This window comes from Bacillus sp. FSL M8-0049, from assembly GCF_038593355.1.
GTDB classification, from domain to species: Bacteria; Bacillota; Bacilli; order Bacillales; family Bacillaceae; genus Bacillus; species Bacillus safensis.
The window spans coordinates 802430-828160 of the sequence record NZ_CP151986.1; the positions used below are offsets into that span (position 1 = coordinate 802430).

Consider the following 25731-nt stretch of genomic DNA (forward strand, 5'->3'; position numbering starts at 1 on the left):
TTGTTGAAAATTAATTTTAGAAAAGGGTGGATGTATTGAAAAGAATATTGTCGCTGGCACTCATTACAGTGCTAGTCATACAGTCTAGTATATTAGGAATCTTGCCTTTAGCAGGGGCACAAGCAAAAGAAATTCAAGAAAACATTTATGGGGATATTGAGTTTGCTGATAGCGAAGGCAATAAGTTATCAAGCATGGAAGATCAGCAAGTAAGAAAGGCCACTGTACATTGGTCTATAAAAGGAATTGATCTAAAAAAACAATATCCGTATGTTCTCACTCTTCCTTCAGCCATCCAGGTAGAGAAGGAGCAGAAGGAACCCATTACTGTGGGTGACATAACTGTTGGCGAGTATACCGTTTCAAAAGAAAATGAAGTGACGGTGACATTTAAAGAAGATGTCGAGATCGATCCAAATTTAGAAGGGTCAATTGACATCGATGTCACCAGTATAACTCAGCAAGAAGAGAAAACAAAGCAAAATAAGGGTGAAGAAAGCCTTCCAAAAGATGACTCAATCTCATCTGAGAAAGATAAAGCTTCTAACAATCAAGAAGCCGCTCAAACGAAACAAAACGATGAAGATGAATTACTAAAAAACAAAGTGAGCGTGTCCAAGCGTGCAGGGCTGCAAAGTGTTTCAAAACAAATGCTGATACAAGAAAATCTCCTCACTGATGCGAAATTAATATTTGAAGATCAGGAAGGAAATTCAGTTGAAAAGCCTGATATCAACTCACTGATTTCCATTAACTATGAGTGGGCCATCCCGAACGGTCATAGCTATAATGGCGGGGATGAATTCCATTTCAAGGTTCCAGAGGAATTAGTGATTTATGAAAAAATCGATCGTCTTGAGATGAAATTTAATCAGGCAACCATTGGTTATTTTTCTGTAGATGAAAGCGGAAATGCCTCCATCGAGTTCACTGATTTTATTAAACAATATTCAAATATTCATGGAACACTTCAAGTGTGGACGCAATTAGATAAAAAAACTGTCATTACTGAAGAAAAAGAAGTGGTCATTACCCCGATTGAAGGAAAGGATAAAATATCCATCCCGATTAAATACATTCCAAATGGCCCAAATGTCTCTAAAAAGGGAGAACCAAATCGAACTTACAATGCTGAAACCATTCAATGGACAGTAGATTTTAATATGGATTTAGAAGATGTGAAACAAGCGAAACTGTTAGATCCGATTCAAGAAGGTCAGGCGTTGAAAAAAGATTCAATTAAGCTTTATCGTATTGATACAAAGCTAAATGGCGAAACATCGATTGGTCAGCTGCTTGACGAAAACCACTACACAATCGGCCAAACAGCAGATGGTCAAGATTTCACGATTGAATTTAAAGATGACGTTCATCTAGCTTACCGTTTAATGTATGAAACGGATATTACGAATCAGGATCAATCTGCATTTCGTAATAAAGCGTCCCTTGTTTCTGGTGATAAAGTGATCAGTTCAGCAGAAGGAACAGTGAATGTGACAAGAGGCAGTCCTTTAAATAAAAAAGCCGCTCACTACGATCCAGTCACACAAACAATTACATGGGAAATTCGATATAACTATAACGAAAAAAAGCTGGCTCAAAAGGACGCTTTGTTAGAAGACTACTTTAACGGCACACAGGCGCTGATTTCTGATTCATTTCAAGTCAAAGAAGTCACAATTGATCAAAATGGCAACGAAGCAGGGACTAAAGCGTTTGAAAATTATGTAGTTCAACCTCAAAAAAAGGATGAACAAAACGGGTTTACCTTGCAATTCAATCAAGATATTCAATCAGCTTATCTCATCACCTATCAAACGAAAGCAGCCGAGCGGATTTTTGAAGCTGAAGAGATTATCAATACGGTAACAGCTGGCAAAGAGAGCAAACAAGGGAAGCAAAGAATTGACCAGCAAATCCTAACGAAAAGTCATGGAACACCGAATTACAAGAACAAGACCATTCCATGGCGTATCACCTTCAACAAAGATCAACAAACGATGAACAATCTAATATTAAAAGATACGTTTACAAACGAAGGATTGACGCTGCAAAAAGATAGTTTAAAAGTAACGACAGGCAATTCAGTGCTTGAAGAAGGCACAGACTATCTAATCGTTGAACATGCAAATGGATTTGATATTCAATTTATGAAAGAAATAAACACAGAACATACCGTCACATATACAACGGCTTTTGATTATGAAAAAAGAGCAGATAAGGATCAAAAGAACCTGCGTAATCATGTAAAGCTTGAATGGGTAAATGAAGATGGCAAGGATTTGACGAAGGAAAATCAATCTATCTTCACGCCTGACACATACACGCAGTCAAATGGATTCAAGAACGGAACTTATGATGCAAAGAAAAAAGAGATCACATGGAATATCGGTGTGAACTATAACTTGAAACATTTAGAAGAGGCGAAAATCGAGGATTTCATTCAAGGAAATCAGCGTTTGCTTAAAGATTCAATCACCGTTTACTCGCTTGATTTACAAGGCGGGGAAAATGGAGCAGAAGAAAAAGAGGTATTAGCGAAAGAACATTATGACATCAAATTCCTTGAAAATGAAAAGGGAGAAACAGGCTTCGAAGTCATTTTCAAAAAAGCCATTGATTCCCCATACAAAATCACGTATCAAACAAGTGTTGAAGGAATGGATTTAGTACAGAAAACCTACGATAATAAGGCGACCCTTTATGATGGACAGACAAAAGAATCAGACGTGAATGCTGTAGTGTCCATTCCAAATGGAGGGAAATACACGAGCAAATCAGGAAATCAACAAGGGAAAGTCATTGATTGGAAACTGAATATCAACTTTGGTCAATCAACTGTCCAAGATGCGACGATTATAGATCATCCAAGCAGTAACCAAGCCATAATAGAAAACTCATTTCATCTCTATTCGACGACAATAGATGAAAAGGGGCAAGTGGCAAAAGGAGAAGAGCTGGAAAAAGGGAAGGATTATGAGCTAGACCTTGAATTCGATCCAGATTCTTTTCAAATTAAATTTAAAGAAGAAATCACGAGACCATATATTTTAGAATACCAATCTCTCATTTTAGATAAAGTGGGAAGTACACTTCAAAACGAAGTAACGTTTAGAGGTGAAAATGTAAAAGAAATCAAAAAGGAATCCGAAGCCTCAATTGTGGTCAAACGCACAGCTGGCATGGGAGATGGCACAGGAGCGATTGGTGCTTTAACCATTAAAAAGGTAGATGCAAGTACTGGAAAAGCGCTAAAAGGAGCAAGCTTTTCTCTGACAGATGCTGCGAGTGGTATCGTCATTGGAACAAAGGCAACAGATGAAGAAGGAGCTCTTCGATTTGATCGTCTTCTGTATGGTGACTATATCGTGACAGAAGAGAAAGCACCTGATGGTTATATTAAGACGAAGGAACCGATCCATGTAACGATTGATCAGCCTTACGAATCAGGAGATCAAGCGAAAACAGGAAATAGCATGACGGTGCAGAACCAAGAAATACGCCAGCATGTCAAATTAATGAAAAAAGACAAAGAGACAGGTGCTGCATTAGAGAATGCAGAATTTGAACTGAAAAATGAATCTGGAGAGACCGTCCAAACCCATTTGAAAACGGACGAAAAAGGAGAAATTCTTTTCAAACATCTTGAGCCAGGTTCCTATTATTTTGTGGAGACAAACGCACCGAAAGGCTATCAATTAAATCAGCAAAAATGGCCGTTCACCATTAAAGAAAATCAAACAGAAACAACAACTGTAACCGCCGTAAATGACATCATCAAAGGCTCTGCAGAATTGAGCAAAATAGGTGAAGGCGGAGAGAGACTAGAAGGTGCACAGTTCAAGCTATTAGATCAAGACGGGCATGAGTTAAAAGGTTCGCTTGTCACAGGAGAAAATGGCAAGATCACGATAAACGAACTAAGACCGGGTACGTATCAGCTCATTGAAACAAAAGCACCAGATGGTTATGTGTTAGATGAAACACCAATCAAATTTGAAGTACCACTTGATCCAAAGGAACCAGTCGTCATTTCGCAAAAGAACCTATATGAAACAAGTGCATTAGAAGTGATGAAAGAAGGGGAAGATGGCGAGAAACTTCAAGGTGTTCGCTTTGAAGTCACGGATCAAAATGACGAAGTTGTGCGTAAAGATTTGACAACAGATGAAGATGGGAAGCTTTTTGTCGATAACCTCAAACCGGGCAAATATCAGCTCGTAGAGACAGAGAGTATTGATGGTTACGAAAAGAAAAATAAACCTTATCCGTTTACCATCGAAGTCGCACAAAAAACACCAGCAGAGATCAAAGTGATCAATGATCTTAAAACTGGAGCTGTCCAGCTCACAAAGCTCGGTGAAAAGGATGATGTGCTTGAAGGAGCCGAATTTAAGCTTGTAGATGCAAATGGAAAAGAGATAAAAACAGGTCTCGTCACTGATCAGAACGGGAAGATCATCGTCAACGATCTGAAACCTGGAACCTATCAGTTTGTTGAAACGAAGGCTCCATTCGGTCATGAGCTTGACGAAACACCTGTCACTTTTGCTATTCCATTTAACCCTGAGAAGCTGGTCAGTGTGACAAAAGAAAATAGCCGCACTACAGGCGGAGTGCTGTTACACAAAAAAGGAGAAGATGGGAAATCATTAGAAGGAGTTGTCTTTGACCTATCTGATGCCAAAGGAAAGATAGTGGCAGGAGGAGAAGGGATTACAACCAATCAGGATGGAAAGATCACCTTCACAGGTTTAAAACCTGGAACCTATCAATTTGTTGAAAGAAAGAGTCTTGAAGGCTATGAATTGAGTAAGAAACCACTTGCCTTTCAAGTTGAATTAGGTCAAAAAGAATTGATTCAAGTGGAGGCCATCAATCAGCTCAAGAAAGGTTCTGTAGAACTCACCAAAATAGGGGAAGAAAAAGAGAGACTGAAAGGCGCAGAATTTACCCTTTTCAATGACGATGGTAAAGAATTGATGTCAGGTTTAACAACCAATGAGAAAGGCATTATCAGTGTCAACGATTTGAAACCAGGCGCTTACCAATTGGTTGAAACGAAGGCTCCTTTTGGACATAAACTTGATGCAGAACCAGTAGACTTTAAGATTGATTTCAATCCTAAACAACTGGTGAAAGTGACAAAAGAAAATATTCGGACGACAAGTGCTGTGCAGCTTCAGAAAAAAGGAGAAGATGGTCAGTTGCTCAATGGAGTGACCTTCGATCTGCTTGATGAGCATGATCAACGTATAAAGAAAGACTTAAAGACAGATAAAAACGGTCAACTAACAGTCGATCAACTGAAGCCAGGCACCTATCGATTTGTCGAAACAGCAAGCATTGCCGGCTATGAATTGGATCAGACACCTGTCACCTTTACGATTCGATTAGGTCAAGACAAACCAGCAAAAGTAGAAATGATTAACAAGCTGACGCCGGGAGCAGTGGAACTGACCAAAGTGGATGATGAGGGACATACGCTGGAAAATGCAGAGTTTGCTCTTCTGAGTAAAGAAGGAAAAACGTTGAAGAAATCACTTGTAACGGACCAAAAAGGCAAGCTTCACATCAACGATTTAAAACCGGGACAATATCAATTCGTTGAAACGAAAGCACCTCATGGCTATGAATTGGATCATCAGCCGATCCTATTCACAATTGAGAAAAATCAGCAGAAGCCGCTTCAATTAACAGCGAAGAATCACTTGATCTTAGGAAGTCTGCGTATCATAAAGGTAGACCAGCAGACAGATAGAACCTTAAAAGGGGCAGCCTTTGACATTCGTACAAAAGCCGGGAAAACCATAAAATCTGTGACAACAGGAAAAGACGGAGAAGCGATTGTCAAAGGGCTTACACCTGGAGAATATATACTCACAGAGACGAAAGCACCAGATGGTTATGTAGCTTTAAAGAAGCCGCTCGCTTTTACAATTCAAATGGGCGAAGTGGAGATCAAGACAATGATTGTGAAAAATGCACCAGTGAAGAATGAAGAGGATCACACGAATCCTCCAGCTTCAGATAAAGGGGATCAGCATCCGCCTCATGACTCAAACGGTGAGCTGCCAAAGACTGGAGAAGAATGGCTGCGTTATATGATGTATGCAGGGATTTTACTAGTAGTGTCTGGAACTGTTCTCCTTGTTCTTAGAAGAAGAACCATTCAGTAAAAGGAAGGAGTGTATTGATGAAAAAAAGAACCTTATTAGGCAGCTTTTTGGTGGTCGCGGGGCTAATGCTCATCTCCGTTCCTTTTCTATATGAGTGGCGAACTTCTCAAGAGACAGCGGCAATGGAACAGGCATTAAAGATGATTGAAGAAAATGACAGTGATGCTCTTTCTACTGTTCCACATCTAACTGTGTCAGAAGAAGACCTGCGAGATGTGATGGAGCTAGAGATCCCGTCAATTGATTTAAACGAAAAAGTGCTTCCTGTTACAACAAAAGAAAATTTAGGTATTGCACTGACTCAAATTAAATCTCATCAAATGCCAGGTGAAGGGAATTTCACGATTGCAGGGCATAGAGGGTATAGAGGCGACCGGCTTTTCAGGCAGCTGCCAGAGGTGCCGAAAGGAGAAAAGGTCGTCTTACATCATCAAGCGGAAACATACGAATATAAAATTGTCAGCTCAGCTACGATTGAACCGACGGATGTGGATGTACTAAAGGATCGCGGGAAAAATGAACTGACATTGATCACTTGTACACTTGATGGTCAGAAACGATTTGTCTTAAAAGGAATACGAATCAACGCTTCAAAGGGTGAGCAGCCATCGGATGTATAACACCAACATAATAAATGATGGATACGATGGAAAAGCAGCGCTCACGACCAGCATGTTACACCAATTGTTATCAGAGCATTATCCAACTTTAAAAAACGAACGTTGGGATGTTGATGTAGATACAATTCGGGCTTCGCCTATTCTCCACCCTTTATTAAAAAGAAAGCTGCCAGTTGGTATTGAAAAATTCACCTGTGTTTTGTTCGCGCAGCAGACAGCAGCTTTTGGAGAGCCTTTGATTGTGTACTTTTTATTGGATGAGAAAGGCGAATCGATTACGCAATGGATTTCTTGCTTGAGCAGCAAGATACCCATTAAACGAGAAATAAAAAAAGAGGCTTTGATGAACGGGTTCGATTTTAAGGTAGAAAAATAAAATCAGTCATATCATGAGGACTCTAATTCGGATAAGAATTAGAGTTCTTTTATTTATATATAGGCATTTTACTAACTTTATTATCTACTAAAATTAGCATATCAATTGGTAGAAGTCCGCTGCCTAGCAGATAGTCTCCAATGACTGCTCCATATTTTGGATGATAAAGATTTTATAAAATGGATTGAAAACAGAGGTCATAATCACGATTGACGACCAAAGAAGATCATCTAGTTTTTATCCCTTCCCCTGTTTCTTCAGAAGAAATATCAGAAAGTGCTAAAGATAATAATGTGTTGACTCCAAAATACTGATAAAATTTATTTAGATATTCCCTAATTATAGGTGTGGAGGTAGAAGGATGCTAAAAGAAGACCCCCAATATATTTTTCATCATGATAAACGACCAGAAGTTGCTCATGATTTAGCCAATGTAGATGAAAATTCCACTGAGTTGTTAATCACAGGAAAAACAAAAAATATTGAAAGATTGAAATCTTTTTCTAATTTGACGAAATTGTGGATTTACAAAGTGAACCAAAAGGAATTCAATACGATCTTGAGCTTAGTTAATCCCAAAATGCTCTATATGCGTGAACTGAGAGTAGAAGATTTATCAATCATCAGTTCTCTTAAAGATGTTGAGGTATTGGCACTTGAATGGAATACAAAGGCACAAAGTTTATGGGATTTATCAAAAAACACTTTTTTAAAAACTTTATCCATAACAGATTTTTCAAAGTTGAATGACATAGCCCCTTTGCAGAAAAAAACTGATTTAGAATGGTTATAATTGTCAGGCGGTCTTTTTAATTCATTAAACTTAAATACTCTTCAACCTTTAAGATACCTCAAGAATTTAACATATCTGTGTTTATCAAATATAAAAGTGAAGGACGAGTCTTTAGAGCCGATATCGGAATTAGTGGGACTCAAGGAACTTGAAATTTCGAACCAATTCCCGACAGAAGAATATGCCAGGTTATCCGTAACCCTCCCAAATACGAAGTGTGATCGTTTTGCGCCATACATCTTTTTATCAAGTCCTATTGTAGATAAAGATGTGATGGTGATTGGAAAGCGAAAACCGAAATTAAATTCAAAAGTTGATGGGGCAAAGCTGCAAAAATACGAAGAACAATTTAAAGCGTACCAAGAAAAGTATATAAATTAACTTAAAAAGCAATGGAACATCAATTCCATTGCTTTTTCTATTGCTACTGTAATGGCTAATACCATCATAAATTTTTTCTTTCTTGTGATTCAATTACGCAAACAGCTTGAGCCCAACCACACCAATCACAATCAGCAGCAAGCTGAGTATACGAATCATGTTTTTCGGCTCTTTAAATAGAATCATATTAAACAAGACAGAGCCCGCCGTTCCAAGTCCAATCCAGACCGTATAGGCGACGGATACTTGAACGGATGAGAACGAGGCGTATAAAAACAAAAAGGATAAGGCAAACCCGCCGACAAATAAAATGCCTGTCGTGAATTGCTTTTTCTTACTAAACATATTGAGGCCAATGGTTCCGCCGATTTCGCAGGCAGAGGCTAACAGTACAAAAAACCAGCCCATTTATACCGCTTCTCCTTTCTGCTCATGTGCATCTCCATCAGACACTTTCAGTCCGATAATTCCGAGAATTAAAATGCCCATAAATAAGAGCTTCTCTAATGAAAACGAACCGCCGAACAGCGCATAATCCATCAATGACGTACCAATCGTTCCAACTCCGGCAAACACGGCGTACACAGTCCCTGTCGGCAGCTTCTCGCAGGCCTTCATTAAAAAATAAAAATCAACCGGGATCAGGCAGATAATGACCGCCCATTCCCACACAGCATCAGCTCTATTTAAACCAAACACCCAAAGTAATTCGAATAAACAAGTGAGTGCAACATACATCCAGCTTTTTTTCATCGTATTTCCTCCTAAAACTTAAAAAATGACGATTCGTCATTTTGAAACCAAAAAAGAGCGTACAGCAAGTGCTGTACTAAGTTAAGGTGTCTCTAAGCCAAGTGCGTAAAGAAGAAATTGCTTCACCTCTCGCTTTTGAATCAGAACCTCTTCTGTGTCTGTTTCCGTAAATAAATACATTTGCTCAGCAGAAGATTCAAGTAAACCGATAATGAATTTGGCTGCATATTGACAGTTCAAATTCGCACGGACCCTTTTGTCCTGCTTTGCTTTTTCTAAAAAAGCAGCGACCCATTTGTAAATTGGCTCATAAATATCTTCCCATTCCTTTAAATGCTCGGTGGCGGCTAAGCCTGAGTAGGTCAGGGCAAGGACATCACGGTATTGCCTTGTAAAAGCGAAAATGAATTCAACAAGCGCATCTGCTTGATCGAGGACATCTGCATGCTGAGTTAATTCCTTTTCGATCGCAGGCACCATCTGTGCGATCAAATGTTCAGCGATAGCAGGCATGACGGAAAGCTTTGAAGGAAAATATAAATAAAACGTTCCTTGCGCTACTCCTGCTGCTTTCACAATATCCGAAATGGTCGTCTTTTCGATTCCTTTTTCTTTAAACGCATCAATCGCAGCAAGCATAATCTTTTCTCGTTTCGACATATCATCACCGGCCTTAACTGACTGAATGTCATTCATTTTAGCGGGAAAATGACGATTTGTCAATATGGTTTTCTCTTCATTGAATGTGAGAATAAGTGATGAATAGATGCGGGCAAGCCTGAATAAGCTGTAAATATGGTCAAGCATCATCATGTGAGAAAGGGGCAGCTTTCTGTATGACATCCAGTACTATGTTTTCCATTGCTTATTTTCTCCTGCTCGTCCCGCTCTATTTACATATGAGATACAGACAGGCAAAAAAGCACAATCGTTTTATTTATTTGCGGACAGAATTGGTTCTTGCCAGTCTGTTTATTTATACGAATGTTTTATTATATTTGACGGTCTTTCCAAATCGTTTTTCCGCCCCAAGAGATCAGGTGAGTGTTAATCTCTTGCCTTTGCAGTCCATTTATCAAAATCTTCACGCCTACCATCACGGCTATCCAAATCTTGTCTTTTTAAATTTAGCAGGCAACATATTGTTATTTGTACCACTCGGTTTTTTTCTATATCAAGCCTTTCGAACCATGCGCTGGCAAAAGGCGGTTCTTGGTGGCTTTCTCCTGTCAACCATGATCGAATTGCTCCAATGGATGTTCTCACAATCTGGTATCATTACAAGAAGCAGCGATATTGATGATATTCTTTTAAATACACTTGGCACAGCGCTAGGCTGTATCGTGTATCAGATCTATCGAAAAAGGAAGGAGAAAACCTGAGTGAAGCGAGTTTGTATCATTCCATGTGGCGCGAAGAAAATTTGGGACGTCGATCCAGAAGCAGGGAGCCAGCCGGCGAACCTCATTTATTTAAGTCCGCTGCATCAGCGTACGAAAAGCTATGCCCAAACTTTTTTTTCAGACTGGATGATCTTATCAGCGAAGCACGGGTTCTTAAAGGCAGATGATATCATACATGAAAATTATGATGTTGCTTTTGGTACACCCCATGCTAAGCAGATCACACGAGAAGAACTGAGCCAGCAATTTCATCAAAAAAATCTTTTCGCATATGATGAACTGGTGGTACTAGGTGGAAAGAAATATCGAAAAGTGATCGACCCTTTATTACAGCCTCATCAAAAAGCAAATTATCCGCTGGCTCCATATAAAGGAATTGGCTACATGCTTCAGGCGTTACATCAAGCAGTGGAATCAAAAATAGAACTTCCGCCGCATATTTAACACATTCACATCTACCGGTAAGCAGGGTTTTGATCTTTAAAAAGAGAATAATTGAAATAGCGATGCTGATTGTTTCATATCTTTTCAGCAGCCACTAGGATGTCCGTATCGCTCGGGTGAAGTGGCTCAATGAAAAAGGGAGGCGTATGAACATGACAACCATCTATTTAGCTGGTGATTCGACCGTTTCATCATATCCAGATCGTCCTGTTCAAGGAGGATGGGGAGAGTTTTTACACCGCTATACAGCGCAAGGGGTGAACGTCGAGAACCGTGCCATTGGGGGAAGAAGCTCAAAAACATTCATTGAAGAAGGACGCCTTGATGACATATTGGCTGACATTCAGCCAGGAGACTGGCTTTTCACACAAATGGGGCACAATGATGCTTCCAAGGAAAAGCCTGAGCGGCATACAGATCCTTTCACGACGTATAAAAGCTACCTGTCTCAATATATTCATGGAGCAAGAGCAAAAGGGGCAACACCACTTTTACTCACGCCAGTCGGCCGTTTTCATGAAAAAGACGGAGAATTTATCAATGATTTTCCTGATTACTGTGCCGCTATGAAAGAACTAGCTGATGAAGAAGAAGTCCTTCTTGTTGATTTAAATACGGTAAGCCTTCAGTTTTATCAAATTTCCGGTATAGAGAAAACAACCTCTTACTTTATGCTGTCAACAGGAATTGAGGACCGCACACACTTTACAAAAGAAGGCGCAGATGCGATTGCAAGACTTGTTTCTCTTGAATTAAAAGACCTTGGTTTAACCATTGTATGATGGATGACAGGACGAGTGAGCGCTCGTCCTGTTCTTTTTTTGAAGAAAGCTATTGATTCCCTTCACTAGAGTAGACTACAATAGACACATATGATAATGAGAATCAATATCACTGAAAAATAGATCATTCGATGGAAAACTGGAGGGACTCAAATGACAGATCAGCTTGAATTGTTTGACGTCACCATTATTGGCGGCGGTCCAGCAGGTATGTACACCGCCTTTTATAGTGGGATGCGGGACTTAAAGACGAAGGTACTTGAGTACAACGAAAGCCTTGGCGGGAAAATCCTTCTGTATCCTGAAAAGGTCATTTGGGATGTCGGCGGTTTGCCGCCAACAAGAGGAGAACAGCTGATACAGCAGCTAGAAACACAGGCGAAAACATTTGAACCAGAGATTGCACTGAATCAAAAAATCACGTCATTCGAGCGAGATGAACATAATCATATCCTGCTGACGGCTGAAAATGGTGATCGTCATTTGACAAAGACCCTCATATTAGCGATGGGTCACGGCATTCCAGTTCAGCGGAAACTTGAAATCGAGGATGCAGACCGCTATGAAGTGACAAACCTTTATTACACTGTCCAGGAGCTTAAGACATTTGCAGGGAAGCGGGTTGTGATTTCTGGAGGCGGCGACTCAGCGGTTGACTGGGCCAATGCTCTTGCACCGATTGCTGAAAGTGTCACCGTCGTGCATCGCCGAGACATGTTTGGCGGACATGAGAAAAACGTCGCCAACATGAAGGCAACTTGCAAACGAATTTTAACCCCGCATGAACTAACAGAGCTGCATGGTCAAGGCGACAAAATTGCTGCGGTCACCATTCAAAACATAGAGACAGGTGAAAAAGAACGAATCGAAACAGATGCTGTGATCGTCAATCACGGGATGAAAGGCGATTTAAGCGTGCTATCAGAATGGGGCCTCAAGCAAGGTGAATGGGGACTGATCGAGGTTAATGAAAAAATGGAAACCAATTTACCGGGCGTCTATGCGGTAGGCGACTTGTGTACACATAAAAGCAAGGTCCGCTTAATTGCCGGCACGTTTGTTGATGGAGTCAATGCACTGAATAGCGCAAAGCTGTACATCGAACCAGAAGCTGAAAAAGTGGCGTACGTTTCCTCTCATAACGAACGCTTTAAAGAGAAAAACAAAGAATTACAAACGGCTGGAGCTCGTTAAATCATTCAAATAACATAGCAAAAGTGCTGTCCGCATCGCATGTGGCAGCACTTTTTATATGGGTCCATTAACTGCGAGGCGCAAATAACATCACACTGACTCCAGCCAAACAAATCAAAGCACCCATCCAGTCATATAGATCAGGTGTTTTTCGATCGACCCACCAGCCCCAGAATACAGCAAGAATGACAAAAACACCGCCATAGGCAGCATAAACCCGTCCGAAAGTCGGGAACTGCTGGAAGGTCGGAATGATGCCATATGCTACCAAGATGAGGCTGCCGGCGATCCCGAAGCTGACAGGCTTTGCTTCACGCAGCCAAAGCCATACCAAATAGCCGCCGCCAATTTCTGCTAAACCTGCTAATAAAAAAAGAACAATCGTCACCATCATATACGGACACTCCAATTTCTCCAATTTACACCCTATTATGACATGAGGAAAGAATGCGTTCTACCTCAATTGAATTGAGAGGGAGACGAGAGTTTGCTAAAATCAGCTGATCAGAGAGTGGTCACACATGGATTCTTGACTTTTGTACCACGAGTGATCCAAATGGTCTGTTATGTCGTAAAGTAAGTACATTCTCATGAGGAGCACACTTCCTTTTTCAGCACTCTTTTTTTCTCCTTGAAAAAAGAGTAAAGTACAAGGTAGGCTTATTTCAGTAAATCGAGTGATAAGCAATACGTGAAGGATTTCATGATGAATACGCATGCTCTTTCTCATGAAAAAGGAAGGAGATGACCATGGACACATTGCAAGATTTTGAGCTGTATCAAAAGATCAAATATGATCGTCACAAGCCCTCGCTTGAAGTGCTGTACGATCGCTATGAACGTGTGTTATATTCGTTTATTTATAAAATGACTGGCAACCGTGAGCTCGCGGAGGAAGTGCTTCAAGAGGTCTTCATCAAGCTCTGGCGCGGCACAGGAGAATATCATACGGATAAAGGGAAATTCTCCTCGTGGTTATTTATGATGTCACGCAACACGGCCATTGATCTTATAAGAAAGAACCGGAATGAAACGGCTTTGGAAGATGAGCATATTGAATATTTAGCTGATCATCAAGAAGATATATCAAAAGAAGTAGAATGGAACGAGGAAAAACAAATCATACGTGAAGCAGTATCTACATTGTCAAAAGAACAGCAAACCATCATAGAAGATGTCTATTTTAAAGGAATGACACAAAAGAGCATCGCAGACAAGCTGGGCATCCCTATTGGTACGGTAAAAGGAAGGGTTCGATTGTCATTGAAGCATTTGCGATCGAAACTGTCTCGCGGAGGAAAGGAGGAAGAGGCATGACTCAGTGTAAACATCAAGTGATTGATTATTTCAACGGGCATTTACAAGGAGAAGAAAAAACGCAATTTGAAGAGTACATCAAGCACTGCTCAGCTTGCAAAGAAGAGCTTGAAGAATTAACATCGCTCATGTCTGACATTCCATTTCTAGCAGGTGACCAAACACCTCCGGCAGGGATGAAAGACCGTATTTTATCCCAGGTGTTCGAAGAAGAGACAGTCGAAGAAAAGAACAGCCATAAAAAAGAGCTCAAGCCTGAGCCAAACGAAATCAAACCGCTGCAAAAGAAACGAAACCAGTGGCTCTTACCGCTCGTTGCGGCACTGCTTCTCATATCAGCAGCTGGAAATGTGTATTTCTTATCGAATGGAAAAGAACAGGCGGAAGAACCTGTCAGGGTTGTTGCCACAAAATCATTGGCATCGGCCGCATCACCAAAAACGACAGGTGCTTTTTCAGTAATAGAGCATAACGGCAAAAAAGAACTTGTGGTGAGTGCAGACGGCTTAAAGGGTCAGCTTGATTCATCTGCTGTTTATCAAGTGTGGCTTATTAAAGGAGATCAGCCGGTTCCAGCCGGTGCCTTTAAAACAGATAACAAGGGGGAAGGAACCGTCACCTATGCGTTATCTGAAAAAGAAGCAGGCGAATCATGGGATACCGTGGCTGTTACACTTGAACCAAAAAAGGATAACAAGCTCCCGCAAGGCCCTGTCGTACTCAGCGCTGCTTTTTAAGTTTGATTCATGAAAAGGATGCCTTCTTGGGGCATCCTTTTTTGATAGCGAAGGGGAACATTTTGGCAATTGAAACGTAGTACATACGGAGGTGAAACACATGAAAACATCTATAGAAAAAGACCTATTTCTCTTATCAGTCAGACACGCATTGATTGCCATTTATTTTCTTGTGATCCCATTTGCAGTCCCAATTTTTTATCACCCATCTCCTTTATCGATAGCGCTTATTGCACTATTTATAACTCATAACTTAGCAGAAAGTATCATTTGGTTCTACAAATCGAGAAAAATTAGAAAGCACCAGTCTGCTGATTTATTAAAACGCGGGCAGCTCCTTAGCCAGCTCGTGCAAAGAGTTGAACAGCTCATCATCCTCGGTTTTGTGATTCTTTTGATCAATGAATGGATACAAGGAAGGGCGGATCTATCTACACTCTCATTCACTCTTTTTCTATTGACCGTTGTTTTTCTCCAGCACGTCCAGTTTTATTACGTTCAGCTGTTTTTTAAAACGAGCAGCTGGTTCACTTATGTTCCTTCTTTGCAAAAGGCACGTCCTTCATACATGGCGAGGGAGCGAAACGCCCTGAAAAGGTCATAAATGTGCCGTCATTCGTTTGATCCAGCCATAAACATCAGAAAATTATGATAAAATGTGGAAAGAAAGAATGGAGAAGGGGAGTGCGAACGAGTGAAAGCAGTTGGACTATTGGAGTATTTGCCGATTGAGCATGAGCAAAGCCTGATGGATCAGGAGGTCGAAAAGCCTAAAGCGTCTGGCAGAGATGTACTGGTGAAGGTAGAAGCTGTGTCCGTGAATCCAGTTGATACAAAGGTGAGATCACCGAAGGATCAGAAGGAAGAAAAACTGAAAATACTAGGCTATGATGCAAGCGGTACGGTTGTTGAAGTGGGTGAATCGTGTACATTGTTTCAGCCAGGTGATCACGTATACTATGCGGGAGATATTACGCGTCAAGGCTCGAATAGTGAATACCAGCTTGTGGATGAACGTATTGTGGCGAAAAAGCCTGCCAATCTATCCTTTGCAGAAGCAGCCGCAATGCCCCTTACAACAATTACGGCTTATGAGGCTTTATTTGACCGGATGCATATGAAGCGGAATGCTGAAGGCTCAACCTTGCTGATCATTGGTGGTGCAGGCGGTGTTGGTTCTATCGCCATTCAACTAGCTAAATTAACGAAGGCAACTGTGATCGCTACCGCATCAAGACCAGAAACAAAAGAGTGGTGTCTGTCCTTAGGTGCCGATCATATCATTGATCATCATCAGCCGCTTTTAGCGCAGCTAGAGGAAAAAGGAATCGGCGAAGTGGATTTTATTTTATGCTTAAATGATACAGATGGACATTTCAAAGGCATGGCAGAAGCCATCAAACCGCAAGGAACGATCTGTACCATTGTCGAAAACCAGCACAACCTAGACATTCAATTACTCAAAAATAAAAGTGCGGCATTTGTTTGGGAATTCATGTTCACACGCCCTATGTTTGAAACAGCGGACATGATCAAACAGCATGAGCTTTTGACAGAGGCGGGTGAGTTATTTGAGCAGGGAAAAATAACGCATACTTTAACAAAGGTTCTCAGTCCGATCAATGCTGCTAACTTGAAGCAGGCACATCAAACACTTGAGCATGGAAAGATGATTGGCAAATTTGTACTTGAAGGATTTGAGAAAGGGGAGAACGTATGACGTCATTACAATATCCGATTGGCTTATATGAACCGGTTGAAACAAAAACGAAAGCACAGCTTGAAGCATGGATTGATCAGCTGGCTGCAATCCCCAAAGAGTATGAAGCGGTGACCGCACCGCTTACAGATGCTCAGCTTGATACACCTTATCGGCCGGGAGGATGGACTGTTCGTCAGCTCATTCACCACGTAGCAGACAGCCATCTGAATGCATACTTACGATTCAAACTTGCTTTGACAGAAGATACACCGGACATACGTCCATATGATCAGGAGGGATTTGCCTCACTTCCTGACAGCAAGGCGCCCATTAGTTTATCCCTGCCTTTGATCAGCAGTCTGCATCGCAGGTGGGTCACTTTAATGCGGGGAATGTCAGAGGATGACTTCAACGCTTCTTATTATCACCCTGCCGATCAACAAACGGTGTCCTTATATAATGCAGCAGGAATGTACGTCTGGCATTCAAAGCATCACCTTGCCCATATCACGGAATTAATCAAAAGAAATCAGTGGAATTAAAGGAGTAAACGCATGTCTGGTAGAAGAATTGTCGGCGCCATGTTTATCTGTATGGCGGGATTGTTTTATATAGCGAAATATGTTCTTTTTGAGATACGTTATAGTAACAGCTTAGGCTCAGAAAGAACGATTGAGGAACTTGAACAGCTGCTTCCTGGCGGTACGTGGATCAGCATCTTTTTTCTCATCATTGGCTTAGCCTATCTTTTATGGGATGACAGGGAAGTTCTTCAAAAAAATTTCGTCCTCTCAGATAAACAAGTAGAAGAAATAAAAAAGACGGACCTCAAGTGACCGTCTTTTTTCCTTTTCATATTTAGCCGCGTTCAGGACGCAGTGCTTTTTCTAAGATAGCAAGGCCTTCATTGACTTTTTCTTTTTCCTCGTCATTGAGCCGCTGCAGGGAATTTTTGATTTTTTCGTGTCCTTTTTGATAAATACTTCTGAAAATATTTTTCGCTTCCTCTGTCAGCTCTACGACAATGATTCTCCGGTCACGCTCAGAGTGCTTTCGCATGACAAAGTTAGATTGTTCTAACCTGTCAAGCAGGCCTGTCATATTGGACAAAGAAGCGCCCATTTTTTCAGCGATTTCGGATACTTTGAGAGAGCCATGGTTATTGAGCAGCATGAGCACCTTCATTTGAGGCATACTCATATCAAGCTTCATCCATTCAGAAACATCTCCAAGACCTGCAGCTGTGAGCACTTTCATATAAAGAACCCATGTCTTTTTTTCTTCTGGAGATAGAATCTCTTCTTTTAATACGGTGGTGTCATGAATATTATATTCCACGCTTGTTCACTTCCTTTAAGCGGCTCTTTTTCTTTATATTACTGATTTTTACTTCTAATTGAAAGGTTCGTCAAGCTTTTAAATGTTAAACTGCATGAATCAAGTGGTATTTGTTGTATAATAATGTTCAGTTGAAATAATGAAGCAACCTAGAAAGTTGGGAAAAACATGTGGAACAAAAAAACGGGTATGACGATCTTAAAAATGCTTTTTCCGATCGTCATTATCCTTGTCTTAATCTTCGTTGCGAAGCAGGAGCTGAGCGGACTTTCCATTAAAAAGACGTTTTATATTATTGACAGCTTGAACCGAATGGACTTGTTTATTCTTGTCTTTCTTGGACTTGTCGCGGTTTTATCGATGTCCTTATATGATTTTATTTTACGAAAAAGCCTGAATATGCCGATCAGCGGCTGGAAAACGATACGCATTTCATGGATTGCAAACTCCTTTAACAGTGTTCTTGGATTTGGCGGTCTATCAGGAGCAGGGCTTAGAACGCTTCTCTATAAGGAGTACATAACAGATACGAAAAAATTGCTGAAAGGCATTGCCCTTTTGACTTCCTCTGTCCTTTTGGGCTTATCTATTTTCAGTGATTTGATCTTGGTCAGGGTGCTTCCAGTTGAAAGTATTATCAGCCAGGAGCCGTGGCTATGGGCATTTGTCATTATCTTTGCCTGTATTGTACCGATATATATCGTCATGGCATCCATTCGAAAAAGCTCGATTGAGAGCGGTGAAAATGGACTGAAGCATCCAATTTACGCTTATATCGGAGCATCGTTTTTAGAATGGCTGGCAGCTGGACTTGTCATGTACATGGCTGTCGTCTCTATGGGGATGAATGTCGATGTCCGAATTGTATTAGGTGTATTTGCGATTGCGTCAATCGGCGGTTTAATCAGTATGGTTCCGGGCGGCTTTGGTTCGTTTGACCTTATCTTTTTACTGAGCATGCAATACATTGGTTTTGATAAAGAGATGGTGCTGACGGCGCTCGTCTTGTACCGCTTCGTGTACTCGATTTTCCCGTTTATTTTAGGGCTTTGTCTAGCTGCTTACGATTTAACGGGAACGACGCTTAGACGTCTTGAAGGCAATCCGAAAATGGCACCTGCCATTGAAACAACGAACGTTTTAATTGTTTTGCACCGTGCTTTATTAATCCGTTTATTGTACGGATCTTTATCGATTTTAACCTTTGGAAGCGGCTTGCTTATCATGGCATCTGTTGTGCTTCCAGTCGATCGATTAGGTGTGATTACCAGCATTCCGCGCTTTCTGTTATCAGGATTTAATGGTCTTTCTTTAATGTTCGGAATCATTCTGATGATTTTGTCCATTGAAGTGTATAAAAGAACGAAAAGATCGTACGTGCTGACAATGATCTCCTTAGCAGGCGGTTTTGTGTTTACTTTGTTAAAGGGGTTTAACCTCAGTCTGATCTTTATTTTGCCAGTCATCATGGCTGTGTTTTTCTCTCTTCGAAATCAATTTGTGAAGCAGCAGGCACCTTACTCCTTAAATCAGTTTGTGACGGCTGCCGCTGGTTATTTATTCGTGCTCTTTAACTATAATGTGATTGGCAACTTTATTTGGACAAAAATCGGGCATTTCTTGAGTAAGGATTACTTGGTGCATAATGAACGGCATATCACGATGACAAGCATGATCGCTCTCATCGGTGTACCGCTTTTCTTCTTCATTAGTAAATTGATTTTTAATAAGAAAGCCTTTCCGATTGGAGAAAAAGCAGATGATGAAAAATTAAAAACGTTTTTAGAAGAAAAGGGCGGAAATGCCCTCAGTCATCTTGGCTTTTTAGGCGACAAAAAACTATTTTTCTCAAGTGATGGAGAAGCGATGCTTCAGTTTGGGCGAATTGGCCGCTGCGTCATTGTGCTCGGAGATCCATCTGGACGTGAGGCGTCTTATCCGCTTGTACTTGAAGAGTTTTTACAGGAGACAGAAAAAGCCGGCTACCGCGTCGCTTTTTATCAAGTAGAACGAGAAGGGATGGCTCTTTATCATGACTTAGGCTTTCACTTCTTTAAGCTTGGGGAAGAAGCCATGGTCGATTTAGAAACGTTTACTCTGTCAGGTAAGAAAAAATCAAATTTACGAGCTGTGGCGAATAAATTTGAACGAGAAGGCTACACCTTTGAAATGCTGGAACCTCCCTTTTCAAATGAGTTGATCTCAACCTTAAAACAGATCTCTGACAGCTGGCTCGGAAAGAAAAAAGAAAAAGGATTTTCGCTCGGTTATTTTCAAGAAGACTATCTTCAAAAAGCACCGATTGCGATTCTAAAGGATGAGCAAGGGCAGATCATTTCCTTTGTATCATTGATGCCGATGTATCAAGAAGGGGAGATTTCCATCGATTTAATGCGTCATATGCATGATGCACCGAACGGGATGATGGATGCGCTGTTTATCCACCTGTTTCAATGGGCGAAAGAAAGAGGCTACAAATCGTTTAACATGGGAATGGCACCTTTATCGAATGTGGGGACGTTCCATCAGTCCTTTCTCACAGAGCGTTTGGCGAGTGTTATTTTCAACAATGTCAGATACATGTACAGCTTCAGCGGTTTACGGTCATTTAAACAGAAATATAAGCCCGAATGGCGCGGGAAATATTTAGCGTATAAAAAGAATACGTCACTGCCTGTCACAATGGTGCTTGTCACCAAGCTGATCGGGATGGACCCAAATCGAAAGCGGCGTCCATAAACCAAAAGACCTTTACCTTTCACTAGGTGAAGGTTTTTTTAGACAAAAGAATAGCAAAAGTGGTAAAGTTGAAGGGTAAGGGGGATGTTCATATGACATTAAATGAATGGTTTACAAAGGGATTAGCTGAACGTACATATGTACACAACATGGAGAAAAACCGGGAAAATCTGCTCACGGTGTACAACCAGTATGCAATTCATCAAAAAGAAAAAGAGCTGCTTCAAAAGCTGCAAAAGAAAAAGCTCCGAGCGCTTGTCATCACAGCGGATTGGTGCGGAGATGCGATGGTCAATGTCCCGATTTTCATGCGTATTGCAAATGAAGCACTCATTGATGTGCGCTATTTCATTCGGGATGAGAATCTAGACCTGATGGATCAGTATTTAACGAACGGGACCGCAAGATCGATTCCGATTATCGTCATCATTGATCAGGACGGGAATGAAGTGGGCAAATGGGGACCTCGCTCAGCAGAAGCACAGCGCTTTGTCGATGAGAAAAAACCGGACAAAGATGCACCTGATTTTGAAGAAGCTTTTCAAGTATTTGCGAAAGAAGCCGCACATCACTATACGACCGACCGTTACTTATGGAAAGATATTGAGAAAGAAATAGTAGAAGTTTTGGCAAAAATATAAACCAAAAGACTACTTCGCCGCAATGGGAAGTAGTCTTTTTTTATCTTGTTTTTGCGTTTTACCTACAAAACCACCGCATAAAGATGTAGAAAACCGCAGAATTCTATCAAATACCGCAGAAAACCGCAAAGCACCACGATTTTCCCAACCACTTTTAGTTGAAAAACCTCATATATGCCATAAAATCAATGATTTTGCCCTTATCCAAAGGCTCATATAACGCACAATGGTTGGCTTTTTCCCAATACAAGAGGCCCAGCAACTATAGTAATCTAGTTGTAATCTCCTTTGAACGAACTAAAAAAATGACGGAAAAGGACAGGCGATCAATTTATGAAAAAAATCATTTATCTCGATCAAGAAAAAAAGAAGCTCGCTGAATCGAAAAAAAGAGAACAGCGTTCCATTAAATCACTGAGGCTGCTTGTGTTTTATGACGGACAAAGTCCTGCATGTGCAAAAATGATTGATTTATTAAGATCACTCGATTGGAAAAATCGGATTCACTTTGAATCCTTTAGACACTCGCAGCTGCTCAGGCTGAATAAAATCAGTGAAGAGAAGGCGGAAAAACGAATCGTGTCTATTTCTTTAGCCAAAAATCAGAAGAATTCAGGGATTTATACTTGGCTGCGTATGGCCTGCCATATCCCTGCTTTATGGGGAACGGTCCCATTCATCTTGCTCAGTATTTGGCTTGGCTTTGGACAGCATGCGTACGATTTCTTTGCAAAAAGACGGTATATTCATTCTGTCAAACGGGTGAACCATCATGACACAGATCAACAAGAGACCATTTAATAAATAGAAAAAGCATGACCTTCGATCGGCAGAAGGTCATGCTTTTTTGTAATAGGGAAGATATCCCGCTAAATGATCAAGAAGCTTCTTTGTATAGGACTGATACGTCTGCTCATCAAGCTCAGCACCTGCATAGGTAAGTAAGGTTCTAAGAGCAAACAAATATTCACTGTGCAGCTCATTGTGTTCAAAGTAAGGAAGGGCTGCTTCGACCAAATAGGTTTTCAAATCAAGAGGGTTTTCCTCAATCATCAATTTATAGATTTTGATCATATATAAACAGTTTGGCTGAATACGAGGCTGTTTTAACAGCTCGTGTATGTAGGGAAGTGCTTTTTTGCGGTCATATTCAGCATATAGTGTCGCAATCTCATATAGCGTTTCACAGTAACGATCTTCTATCTGTTCTTGATTAAAGTAATTGAGTGAATCTAGTAAATAAGGCACAGCTGAAGAGAAATCACCTTCACGTTTTAAGAGCACCCCGTAATAAAAATAAGCGGACATTTTAATAAAGGCATCAGGGTGAAGGGACGTGTGCAAAATCACTTCCTTTATATATTTCTTCGCAGTTTGATAGGCTTTTAGTTCAAGTGAGATCACGCCGTGAATAAGTGTACAGTGAATAATCCGCTTGAAATTGTTCTTTTGTCTATATAAATCCATCGCTTGATGTGTCGCTTCAAGCGCATCACCCAGCTGTCCCAAGTTTCCAAGTGCTTTTGCATAGTGATAATACAAATCACTTTGTTCAACTGAAGCGTAGGAAAAGCAGCTTTCAAGCTTTTTCAGCCCATCTTCAAGCTGACCAATTTTAATTTGATGAATGCCGTCAAGATATTCAAAAATTTCTTTTTCCGTTTCAATAAAGGTTTTTTCGAATTTTTTGAGCACGCGGTGTGTTTTTAAGGCAAGCGGCTGTTTATCCGTTAGTAAATAAAATTGAAATAAAGACAAATGATACTGAATGCCTAAATCGAGCGAAAAGAACTGCTCCTCGTGCTGAATGATCATTTCTGCATTTTGTTCAGCTTGATCGAGAGCATAGAAATACATATTCATTTGAAACTCATCCAAAAGTGACAGCAGATGACGCGCCTTTTGTGACAGCTTTTCTTGGCTGATGCCAAGCCGTTCAAGCAGCAGATTGATCGTATCTTGATTGGCCTCCTTTGAGCCATTTTCAATTTTACTTAAATGAGAGACAGAACAAATTCCTTCTGCCAATTCAGATTGGGTCATATTTTGTTTATAACGGTAGAGTTTAATGATTTGTCCAATATTGATTTTCATTCCATCCAGAAGCCTCCCTTCCAATCATGGTTGAAAGCCTTTTGACAAAAAAACAAGATCAGACAAAATGGGAATACTTGAAAATCATTTCATCATCTTGGCTTTTTTCTCAAAATTTGTTTAAAACGTAATATGATTGTAACATTACTTGAAAAAGTCAAACAACTATTTAGCAGACGGGGAGAAGAGATACTTGATTTGCAACTGCACGCGATGACGTTTATAATGTGAATGAGAATCAATTTCAATTAAGTTGATTGAAAGGATGACATTTATGCCAGAAATGAAACAACAAACAGAAGCGTTAACGGTTCGAGACGCTGTCAGATATAGACGATCGATTCGAAAATTCAAAGACACACCGGTGACGATTGAGCAGCTTCAGCCGCTATTAGAGGATGCAGTCTATGCACCTAATCATAAAATCACGGAGCCGTGGCGCTTTTTATATGCGGTGACGGATGAAGCCAAAGCGACTTTTGTAGAGCGCTTCATTGCTTTCTTTCAGCGCAACAACCCAGATGCAAAAGAAGAAAAAATCAATCAATACAGAGAATACTTTTCTAAGGTTCCGGCGCTTTTACTTGTCGTGCTAAAAGAAGACGAGAACCCTGTAGTGAGAAATGATGATTTTGCCGCTGTCAGCGCGCTCATTCAAAATCTTCAGCTACTTGCGTGGGATCAAGGGATCGGTATGGTATGGAAGAGCGGACGTATTTTATACGACAAAGGCTTTCAACAAGACATGGGATTAAAGGAAAACGAACGGTTTGCTGCGATCCTTCATATAGGTTATCCAGAAGAGGTGCCTGAGGAAAAATCACGCCAGAAAGCATCAAGTCTTCTTACTGAAATCAAATAAAAGAAAAGCAGACCGCTGAATAAGGTCTGCTTTTTTACTTATTGTTTTTTGGCGCGCTGATCGGCTGCTTTCATACGTGCCATTGCTTTTACGTCATTCGGATCTGCAAGTTCTTTGGAAAATTCAACATATTCGCCATCCGTCTCTTGTGCCGCGAGCTCGTGGTTGGATTTTTTGTGTTGGTCTTTTTTCAAAGCCTTTCCCTCCTTTACAAGATCACTTTAGTTATGTGCTTGTTGGAGGGGAATATCCGCCTTATTTGTTTCTTTTTTCTGCTGCTCTTTCCGCTTTTTTGAATTCCTGCTGATACAGGACTTCCTGGGTTTTCTTCAGCTTCGAAGTTGGCTGGTGTTCTTTTTTCTTCATCAAAATCGCTCCCTCATCTCATTTCTAATAGGATGGGTGTTTTTGACAACATTTATTCCCCAGATTGCAAAATCGCTTCTTTTAGTTCAGGGTGCAAAAAGTCATAAGAAGAGAGCAGTGCTTTTTTTGGCAGAGCACGCTGGCCTTCTAAAACAAGTAATGACATTTCACCAAGTGCCGTTTTGATCACAAAAGATGGCACCTTCAGCCAATGGGGGCGGCGAAGGGCAGAAGCAATGGTTTGTCCAAGCTGTTTCATTTGAACAGGATTCGGTGATGTCGCATTGAGCGGACCTGACAGGTCGTCATGATGAATCGCATAAGCAATGAGATGTGCCACATCCTCAACATGAACCCATGAAACCCATTGCGAGCCAGAGCCAATTGTCCCGCCGGCAAACAGCTTGTAAGGAAGTGTCATCAGCGGCAATGTGCCTTTTTCGCCCAACACGACGCCAAAGCGTGTGTAGACCGTACGAATGCCGAGGGCTTCAATCTTTTGTCCCTCAGCCTCCCAAAGCCTTGATGTATGACTTAAGAAATCAGAATCCGCAGGAGGTGATTCCTCCGTAAAATCTCCTGTTTGAGATGTGCCATAAATCCCAACAGCACTTGCTTGAATCAGTACAGATGGTTTTGATTCCTGCGCTTCTATAATGCGTTTTACCTCTTGTGTTGATTTGAGACGGCTGGAGAGGATGTCTTCTTTTGCCTTGTCTGTCCAGCGTGTAAAAATGGATTTTCCAGCAAGGTTAATCCATACATCGATGGCAGGCAATTCATGCTCAGGCGCAGCACCTTCGGTCAGCCACTGCACATAATGTAAATGATTTTGTTCGGATTCCTTTGGATTTCTTGTTAAAATATATAGATGATGTCCCTCAGCAGCGAGCACTTTTGTGACATGCTGGCCGATAAAACCGGTTCCTCCGGTAATGGCGATATTCAATTGACATCTCTCCTCTCATATACATACCTATATCTTTCACGATTTTGAATCAGAAGAAACA

At 40.8% G+C, this 25731-nt stretch carries 26 protein-coding genes and 1 pseudogene; 18 read left to right on the forward strand and 9 right to left on the reverse strand.

All coding sequences use genetic code 11. The annotated features are described in order from the left end of the window. Positions 1-26: 26 nt before the first annotated feature. From NSU13_RS03970 to NSU13_RS03985, 4 genes and pseudogenes are all read left to right on the forward strand, one after another. Positions 27-6179 carry a SpaA isopeptide-forming pilin-related protein gene (locus tag NSU13_RS03970; RefSeq protein WP_342489877.1) on the forward strand — a complete coding sequence of 2051 codons (6153 nt, stop codon included), beginning with the start codon at positions 27-29 and terminating at the stop codon, positions 6177-6179. Positions 6180-6196: 17 nt separating this feature from the next. Next, positions 6197-6799, forward strand: a complete 603-nt coding sequence (locus NSU13_RS03975; RefSeq protein ID WP_342489878.1) for a class D sortase — start codon at positions 6197-6199, stop codon at positions 6797-6799. Continuing rightward, positions 6792-7175 carry a hypothetical protein gene (locus NSU13_RS03980; RefSeq protein ID WP_342489879.1) on the forward strand — a complete coding sequence of 128 codons (384 nt, stop codon included), beginning with the start codon at positions 6792-6794 and terminating at the stop codon, positions 7173-7175. Before NSU13_RS03975 ends, NSU13_RS03980 begins: the two co-directional genes overlap by 8 nt. Positions 7176-7536: 361 nt before the next feature. Then, positions 7537-8349, forward strand: a pseudogene (locus tag NSU13_RS03985) (leucine-rich repeat domain-containing protein). 93 nt (positions 8350-8442) lie between these two features. Here NSU13_RS03985 and NSU13_RS03990 read toward each other — a convergent pair. The 3 genes from NSU13_RS03990 to NSU13_RS04000 all read right to left on the reverse strand — a co-directional run bounded on the left by NSU13_RS03990 (position 8443) and on the right by NSU13_RS04000 (position 9762). Further along, positions 8443-8757, reverse strand: a complete 315-nt coding sequence (locus NSU13_RS03990; RefSeq protein ID WP_034283733.1) for a multidrug efflux SMR transporter — start codon at positions 8755-8757, stop codon at positions 8443-8445. Further along, on the reverse strand, positions 8758-9102 hold the full coding sequence (locus tag NSU13_RS03995; protein ID WP_034283735.1) for an SMR family transporter: 345 nt from the start codon (positions 9100-9102) through the stop codon (positions 8758-8760). A gap of 81 nt (positions 9103-9183) precedes the next feature. Beyond that, a complete protein-coding gene (locus tag NSU13_RS04000) occupies positions 9184-9762 on the reverse strand; it encodes a TetR family transcriptional regulator (RefSeq protein ID WP_046314349.1) in 579 nt (192 codons plus the stop codon). 176 nt (positions 9763-9938) lie between these two features. Here NSU13_RS04000 and NSU13_RS04005 point away from each other — a divergent pair, with 176 nt between their 5' ends. The 4 genes from NSU13_RS04005 (at position 9939) to NSU13_RS04020 (ending at position 12925) form a co-directional block, all read left to right on the forward strand. Then, positions 9939-10484 (forward strand): VanZ family protein, encoded by a 546-nt coding sequence (locus NSU13_RS04005; protein WP_342489880.1) that lies wholly within the window; start codon positions 9939-9941, stop codon positions 10482-10484. Next, positions 10485-10949 (forward strand): DUF6884 domain-containing protein, encoded by a 465-nt coding sequence (locus tag NSU13_RS04010; protein WP_342489881.1) that lies wholly within the window; start codon positions 10485-10487, stop codon positions 10947-10949. Positions 10950-11101: 152 nt separating this feature from the next. Continuing rightward, positions 11102-11731: a rhamnogalacturonan acetylesterase gene (locus NSU13_RS04015; protein ID WP_340899161.1), complete on the forward strand. Its 630-nt coding sequence runs from the start codon at positions 11102-11104 to the stop codon at positions 11729-11731. Between the two features lie 153 nt (positions 11732-11884). Continuing rightward, positions 11885-12925: an NAD(P)/FAD-dependent oxidoreductase gene (locus NSU13_RS04020; protein ID WP_034283741.1), complete on the forward strand. Its 1041-nt coding sequence runs from the start codon at positions 11885-11887 to the stop codon at positions 12923-12925. Positions 12926-12992: 67 nt separating this feature from the next. On the opposite strand, the gene NSU13_RS04025 is transcribed toward NSU13_RS04020, so the two are convergent. Continuing rightward, on the reverse strand, positions 12993-13319 hold the full coding sequence (locus NSU13_RS04025) for a YnfA family protein (protein WP_034283743.1): 327 nt from the start codon (positions 13317-13319) through the stop codon (positions 12993-12995). Between the two features lie 356 nt (positions 13320-13675). Between NSU13_RS04025 and NSU13_RS04030 the strand changes: the two genes are divergently transcribed. From NSU13_RS04030 to NSU13_RS04055, 6 genes are all read left to right on the forward strand, one after another. Further along, positions 13676-14242 (forward strand): sigma-70 family RNA polymerase sigma factor, encoded by a 567-nt coding sequence (locus NSU13_RS04030; protein ID WP_335370707.1) that lies wholly within the window; start codon positions 13676-13678, stop codon positions 14240-14242. Then, entirely contained in the window at positions 14239-14979 is a 741-nt protein-coding gene (locus NSU13_RS04035; protein ID WP_342489882.1) for an anti-sigma factor, read from the forward strand. The genes NSU13_RS04030 and NSU13_RS04035 overlap by 4 nt, the downstream gene beginning before the upstream one ends. A gap of 100 nt (positions 14980-15079) precedes the next feature. Further along, entirely contained in the window at positions 15080-15583 is a 504-nt protein-coding gene (locus NSU13_RS04040; protein ID WP_065215145.1) for a hypothetical protein, read from the forward strand. Positions 15584-15673: 90 nt separating this feature from the next. Then, positions 15674-16699, forward strand: a complete 1026-nt coding sequence (locus NSU13_RS04045; protein WP_046314304.1) for a zinc-binding alcohol dehydrogenase family protein — start codon at positions 15674-15676, stop codon at positions 16697-16699. Then, on the forward strand, positions 16696-17223 hold the full coding sequence (locus tag NSU13_RS04050) for a YfiT family bacillithiol transferase (protein ID WP_342489883.1): 528 nt from the start codon (positions 16696-16698) through the stop codon (positions 17221-17223). Before NSU13_RS04045 ends, NSU13_RS04050 begins: the two co-directional genes overlap by 4 nt. Before the next feature lie 12 nt (positions 17224-17235). After that, complete coding sequence (locus NSU13_RS04055; RefSeq protein ID WP_034283749.1) at positions 17236-17517, forward strand: hypothetical protein; 282 nt, start codon at positions 17236-17238, stop codon at positions 17515-17517. A gap of 22 nt (positions 17518-17539) precedes the next feature. On the opposite strand, the gene NSU13_RS04060 is transcribed toward NSU13_RS04055, so the two are convergent. Next, entirely contained in the window at positions 17540-18019 is a 480-nt protein-coding gene (locus NSU13_RS04060) for a MarR family transcriptional regulator (protein WP_120208572.1), read from the reverse strand. A 168-nt stretch (positions 18020-18187) separates the two neighbouring features. Between NSU13_RS04060 and mprF the strand changes: the two genes are divergently transcribed. The 3 genes from mprF (at position 18188) to NSU13_RS04075 (ending at position 22200) form a co-directional block, all read left to right on the forward strand. Beyond that, positions 18188-20758 carry a bifunctional lysylphosphatidylglycerol flippase/synthetase MprF gene (gene mprF / locus NSU13_RS04065; RefSeq protein WP_034283750.1) on the forward strand — a complete coding sequence of 857 codons (2571 nt, stop codon included), beginning with the start codon at positions 18188-18190 and terminating at the stop codon, positions 20756-20758. 92 nt (positions 20759-20850) lie between these two features. Then, the gene (locus tag NSU13_RS04070) at positions 20851-21399 is read left to right on the forward strand and encodes a thioredoxin family protein (protein ID WP_034283751.1); all 549 of its coding nucleotides are present in this window, start codon (positions 20851-20853) and stop codon (positions 21397-21399) included. A gap of 333 nt (positions 21400-21732) precedes the next feature. Next, a complete protein-coding gene (locus tag NSU13_RS04075) occupies positions 21733-22200 on the forward strand; it encodes a DUF393 domain-containing protein (protein ID WP_041116252.1) in 468 nt (155 codons plus the stop codon). A 36-nt stretch (positions 22201-22236) separates the two neighbouring features. Here NSU13_RS04075 and NSU13_RS04080 read toward each other — a convergent pair whose 3' ends face one another. Then, positions 22237-23493, reverse strand: coding sequence for a transcriptional regulator (locus tag NSU13_RS04080; protein WP_034283753.1), 1257 nt, complete (start codon positions 23491-23493; stop codon positions 22237-22239). Between the two features lie 274 nt (positions 23494-23767). On the opposite strand from NSU13_RS04080, the gene NSU13_RS04085 reads away from it, so the two are divergent. Then, on the forward strand, positions 23768-24355 hold the full coding sequence (locus NSU13_RS04085; RefSeq protein WP_046314306.1) for a nitroreductase: 588 nt from the start codon (positions 23768-23770) through the stop codon (positions 24353-24355). Between the two features lie 38 nt (positions 24356-24393). Here NSU13_RS04085 and NSU13_RS04090 read toward each other — a convergent pair whose 3' ends face one another. The 3 genes from NSU13_RS04090 to NSU13_RS04100 form a co-directional block, all read right to left on the reverse strand. Then, positions 24394-24549, reverse strand: coding sequence for a YfhD family protein (locus tag NSU13_RS04090; RefSeq protein ID WP_024425223.1), 156 nt, complete (start codon positions 24547-24549; stop codon positions 24394-24396). A 61-nt stretch (positions 24550-24610) separates the two neighbouring features. Continuing rightward, positions 24611-24721: a YfhE family protein gene (locus NSU13_RS04095; protein WP_017358836.1), complete on the reverse strand. Its 111-nt coding sequence runs from the start codon at positions 24719-24721 to the stop codon at positions 24611-24613. 52 nt (positions 24722-24773) lie between these two features. After that, positions 24774-25670, reverse strand: a complete 897-nt coding sequence (locus NSU13_RS04100; RefSeq protein ID WP_046314308.1) for a TIGR01777 family oxidoreductase — start codon at positions 25668-25670, stop codon at positions 24774-24776. Between the last annotated feature and the right edge of the window lie 61 nt (positions 25671-25731).